At 67.9% G+C, this 4,381-nt stretch carries 6 protein-coding genes; 4 read left to right on the top strand and 2 right to left on the bottom strand.

The annotated features are described in order from the left end of the window. The first annotated feature begins 24 nt into the window (after positions 1-24). Positions 25-471, top strand: a complete 447-nt coding sequence (gene rnhA / locus IM632_RS06305; RefSeq protein ID WP_293515265.1) for a ribonuclease HI — start codon at positions 25-27, stop codon at positions 469-471. Positions 472-524: 53 nt separating this feature from the next. Continuing rightward, positions 525-1,013: a MarR family transcriptional regulator gene (locus tag IM632_RS06300; protein WP_296483492.1), complete on the top strand. Its 489-nt coding sequence runs from the start codon at positions 525-527 to the stop codon at positions 1,011-1,013. Here IM632_RS06300 and IM632_RS06295 read toward each other — a convergent pair. Together IM632_RS06295 and IM632_RS06290 are read right to left on the bottom strand one after the other, a co-directional pair. After that, positions 976-1,437 carry an NfeD family protein gene (locus IM632_RS06295; RefSeq protein ID WP_293515261.1) on the bottom strand — a complete coding sequence of 154 codons (462 nt, stop codon included), beginning with the start codon at positions 1,435-1,437 and terminating at the stop codon, positions 976-978. The genes IM632_RS06300 and IM632_RS06295 overlap by 38 nt on opposite strands. A 1-nt stretch (position 1,438) precedes the next feature. After that, positions 1,439-2,362, bottom strand: a complete 924-nt coding sequence (locus IM632_RS06290) for an SPFH domain-containing protein (RefSeq protein WP_293515259.1) — start codon at positions 2,360-2,362, stop codon at positions 1,439-1,441. Positions 2,363-2,403: 41 nt separating this feature from the next. Here IM632_RS06290 and IM632_RS06285 point away from each other — a divergent pair, with 41 nt between their 5' ends. Together IM632_RS06285 and IM632_RS06280 are read left to right on the top strand one after the other, a co-directional pair. Next, complete coding sequence (locus IM632_RS06285) at positions 2,404-3,000, top strand: YbjN domain-containing protein (RefSeq protein ID WP_296538991.1); 597 nt, start codon at positions 2,404-2,406, stop codon at positions 2,998-3,000. Positions 3,001-3,067: 67 nt separating this feature from the next. After that, positions 3,068-4,324: a DUF418 domain-containing protein gene (locus IM632_RS06280; RefSeq protein WP_296552131.1), complete on the top strand. Its 1,257-nt coding sequence runs from the start codon at positions 3,068-3,070 to the stop codon at positions 4,322-4,324. Positions 4,325-4,381: the final 57 nt, after the last annotated feature.

Genomic DNA, 4,381 nt, shown 5'->3' with positions numbered 1-4,381 from the left:
CCTGCTCCTGTTCGGCCCGGGCGCATGACGCCGGACGTGGTGATCTACACGGACGGCGCCTGTTCGGGAAATCCGGGGCCGGGCGGCTGGGGGGCAGTGCTCCTCTGGGGCGACCATGAGCGGGAGCTCTTCGGGGGCGATCCGGCGACCACCAACAACCGCATGGAGCTGATGGCCGCCATCCGCGCCCTGGAGGCGCTCAGACGGCCCTGCAGGGTCGAGCTGCACACCGACAGCCAGTACCTGCGCACCGGCATTACGGAGTGGGTGCGCAACTGGAAGGCGCGGGGCTGGAAGACCGCCGACCGCAAGCCTGTGAAGAACGAGGACCTCTGGCGCCGTCTCGACGAAGCCCGGCAGAGACACGAGGTCCAGTGGCGCTGGGTCAAGGGACACAACGGCCACGAACTCAACGAACGCGCCGACGCCCTGGCCCGGAAGGGACTCGCCGAGGGCCCCTTTGATCCTTGACGCCGCCGAGGGCGTGTTTAATAGTTGTATTTGCAACTATATGAGGCGCGATCGTGGAAGCTGTCATTCGGACCCGGACCACGGACCCGCCCTACCTGGAGGTCCTTTACGAGCTGGGCGCCGCCGAGCACGCCTTGCGGGCGGCCGTGGAGGCTCGGCTTCCGGCGCCCATGTCCTACACACACTACGAAGTCTTGCGGGATTTTCTGCGTTTCGGCGATGGCGCCCCCCCGGCGGAGATCGCCTCACGCCTGAGGATGAGCCGGGGCGCGGTGAGCCATTTGCTCCAGCGTATGGAGGCTCTGGGGTGGATTCGGCTGGCGGGTGACGACCGCGACGGACGGCGCAAGCAGGTCTTCCTCACCCCGGAGGGCGCCAGGATGGCCCGCGCGGCGTCGACGGCCCTACGCCCCGGAGCCGATCGCCTCAAGATTGATTTGAGTGACAACTATCTGAAGGAAGGCCTGGTCTTTCTCCAGGCTCTTCGCCGAAGTCTGGAGTCCCTCAGCGCCGGCGACGGACCTGGAGGATCGCGCCCCTGATCCCGGTGACCTCGACCTCGGCCTCGGCCGCCAGGGCGCCGCCGCCCTCCAGCTCCGCCGCCCATTCCTTGCCATCGAGAGCGATCCGGCCCTCCCCGTGATGGAAGGCGGCGACGCTCCGGGCCGACTGGCCGATCAGGCGGGAGGTGGTGTCATTGATGTCGCCCGGCGCGGCGGCGCCGCCCCTCGGGAAGAAGCGGCGTGCGCCGAAGGTGGTGACCAGCGTCAGGAGGGCGAACAGGACCGCCTGCCCCGTCCAGCCTGGATCGAGGACCAGGGCGACAAGGGCCACGGCCCCGGCGGAGGCCGCCGGCCACAGGAGCCAACCCGTTCCGGTGGCCGCCTCGACCGCGAGCAAGGCGACGGCCAGCCCCCCCCAGAACCAGAAAGGCTGGGCGGCCAGGAGTTCGGTCAGGGCCGCCATCTCAGCCTCCCTGGGCGCTGCTGCGAGCGCCGTTCAGGAGTTCGGAGACGCCGGCGATCGAGCCGATGATGGTGGACATCTCGGCCGGGACGATCACTGTCTTTTGCTGCGGGCTCTCCGCCAGCTTGGCGAAGGCGTCCACATAGCGTTGGGCGATGAAGTAGTTGATCGCGTTGACATCGCCCTTGGCGATGGCCTCGGACACCATGCGGGTCGCCTCGGCCTCGGCCTCGGCGGAGCGCTCCCGGGCCTCGGCGTCGCGGAAGGCGGCCTCCCGGCGGCCCTCAGCCTCCAAGATGGCGGCCTGCTTGGCGCCCTCGGCCCGGGCGATGGCCGCCTGCTTCTCGCCATCGGCCTCGGTGATGACCGCGCGGCGTTCCCGCTCGGCCTTCATCTGCCGGGCCATGGCGTTGGAGATGTCCGGCGGCGGCAGGAGATCCTTGATCTCGATCCGCGCCACCTTGACGCCCCAGGGGCTGGTGGCCTCGTCGATCACCGCCAGCAGGCGGGAGTTGATGTGGTCGCGCTGGCTCAGCACCTCGTCCAGCTCCATGTTGCCCACCACGGTGCGCAGGTTGGTCATGGACAGCTGGGTGATGGCGAAATCGAGATTGGTCACACGGTAGGCGGCGGAGGCCGCATCCATCACCTGGATGAAGACGATGGCGTCCACCTGGACGGTGACGTTGTCCTTGGTGATCACCTCCTGGCGGGGCACGTCCAGGACCTGCTCCATCATGTTGATCCGCGCGCCGACCGTCTCGACAAAGGGGGTCAGGATGTTGATGCCGGGCTTGAGGGTGCGGACATACCGGCCGAAGCGCTCGACCGTAAACTCCCGTCCCTGAGGGACAATCTTGATCGTCGACAGAACGACCACGATGGCGAGAAGGACAAGAAGTCCGACCGTCAGCAGGGGAAACATGGCATCCTCCGGTTGGGTAGAGGAAATCTAGGGATCCCGGCATGGCTTTGGAACAGGTTCAGGCTACAGATCACCACAGCGTGTTCCGCAGAGTCGGAACCGGCGGGCTGGCGGCTGCGGCGCTGGCGTTGGCCATACTCCTCCCCTCGTACAGCCTGGCCGCCGCAGCCAAGCCTGCCCCTGCAAAGGCGGCGTCCCCCAAGGCGCCCGCCTTCGACGCCCGGCGCACCGCTGACGTCATCGCCCTGCTGGCCGCCATGGACGCCAAGGCCGAGATCGCCCGGCAGGCGGACGGCCAGGTGTTCATGAATGTGACGACCCCGGGAGGCGGGTTCGGCGCCCAAATGGTGGGATGTGACGAGACCTTCGCCACCTGCCGCGCCATGGCCCTCTACAGCGCCTTCTCCCGCAAGGGCGTGAACATGGTCCAGATAAACGACTACAACCGCAGCCAGCTGACCTGCCGGGGCATCATGACCCCGTCCGGCGAACCCAGCGTCATGTACGCCGTCCTGCTGAACGGACGCATGACGAGGGACGAACTGCGCGAGCATATCGGGGTCTGGCAGGGCTGCCTGACGGGCTTCGGCGAGTTCATCCAGGACCCCGTCGGCTTCCTCTCGCGACCGCAGGGCTGAGCCGAGGCGGACGGTATTGACAGGTTCGACCACCAGGCCGAGCCTCCCCCTACGGCAGGGGGAATCCATGACATCCGTGAGTGAAGGGACCGGCGACCGCATCCTGTCCATCGACGTGGTCCGCGGCATGGCCGTGCTCGGCATCCTGCTCATGAACATCGTCGCCATGGGCCTGCCGACCTACGCCTACATCAACCCCATATACGGTGGCGGGACCGAGGGGGCCGACTTCTGGACCTGGGCGGTCAACAACGTCTTCGCCGATGGCAAGATGCGCGCCCTCTTCACTATGCTGTTCGGGGCCTCCGCCGTGCTGATCGCCGGGCGGGCGGAGTCCGGAGCCGGCCTCGGGCCCGTCCAGACCCACTACCGCCGGCTTTTCTGGATGTTCGTCATCGGCATGATCCACGCCTACTTCTTCTTTCTGGGCGACATCCTCGTCACCTATGCCCTGGCGGGGGCCCTGGTCTTTCCCTTCCGTCGTCTGGACCCGCGACTCCTGATCGGCCTGGGCGGCGCCCTCCTCGCCGCCCTCTTCCTGTGGCACCTGAGCGACGCAGGCCAGATGAAGGCCCTCCTGGCCGCCGCGACCGCCCCGGGCGCCGACGAGGCCGCCCGCACGGCCTGGGCCCAGGCCTCCCAGGGCTTCGTGGCGCCGCCGGGGTTCTCCGAGCGGGAAACCGCCCTGTTCCGCGGCGGATTCCTGGAGGCCCTGGAGGCGCGGGCGCAGGTCGCCCTCCTGCTTCAGCTGACCATCCCCTTCGACGAGGGCCCGGAGGCCATCGGCCAGATGCTGATTGGCATGGGCCTCTTCCGCCTGGGCTTCTTCTCCCTGGGCTGGTCGACCCGCGCCTACGTGATCATGATTGTCATCGGCTATGCTCTTGCCGCGCCGTTTGCGGCCCTGCAGGCCGGGCTGATCCATGCGGCAGGCTTCGAGCCCGTCCGGACCCACGAGCTGATGGTCTGGCAGTCCATCACCCGGCCCTTCATCGCCCTGGCGCACGCCTCGGTCCTGCTGCTCATCGTCCGGGCAGGTCTCTTCCGGGGCCTCGTCTCAAGGCTGGAGGCGGCGGGGCGAATGGCCTTCACCAACTACCTCATGACCTCGGTGATCACGAGCCTGGTCTTCTGCGGCTACGGCCTTGGCCTGTACGGACACCTGTCCCGGGCCGAGCAACTGTGGGTGGTGGCCGGCGTGTGGGCCCTGATCCTTCTGTGGAGCCGCCCCTGGCTGGCCCGCTTCCGCTACGGCCCCCTCGAATGGATCTGGCGCTCCCTCGTCCAGTGGAAGCGACAGCCCTTCCGCAAGGCGGCGGCTTAGCGCGCCGGAAGAAACGGCCAAGCGCAATTGCTCCCCATCAGGGCAGGGCTATTGCAT

It is taken from the genome of Phenylobacterium sp., from assembly GCF_020402505.1.
GTDB lineage: Bacteria > Pseudomonadota > Alphaproteobacteria > Caulobacterales > Caulobacteraceae > Phenylobacterium.
The sequence above is the reverse complement of the archived record's forward strand: the minus strand, read 5'-3'. Positions and strand labels throughout refer to the sequence as shown.

Coding starts and splice junctions, on each gene's coding strand:
- rnhA (WP_293515265.1), top strand. CDS start 25: ATGACGCCGGACGTGGTGATCTACACGGACGGCGCCTGTTCGGGAAAT.
- IM632_RS06280 (WP_296552131.1), top strand. CDS start 3,068: ATGACATCCGTGAGTGAAGGGACCGGCGACCGCATCCTGTCCATCGAC.
- IM632_RS06285 (WP_296538991.1), top strand. CDS start 2,404: ATGGCTTTGGAACAGGTTCAGGCTACAGATCACCACAGCGTGTTCCGC.
- IM632_RS06290 (WP_293515259.1), bottom strand. CDS start 2,362: ATGTTTCCCCTGCTGACGGTCGGACTTCTTGTCCTTCTCGCCATCGTG.
- IM632_RS06295 (WP_293515261.1), bottom strand. CDS start 1,437: ATGGCGGCCCTGACCGAACTCCTGGCCGCCCAGCCTTTCTGGTTCTGG.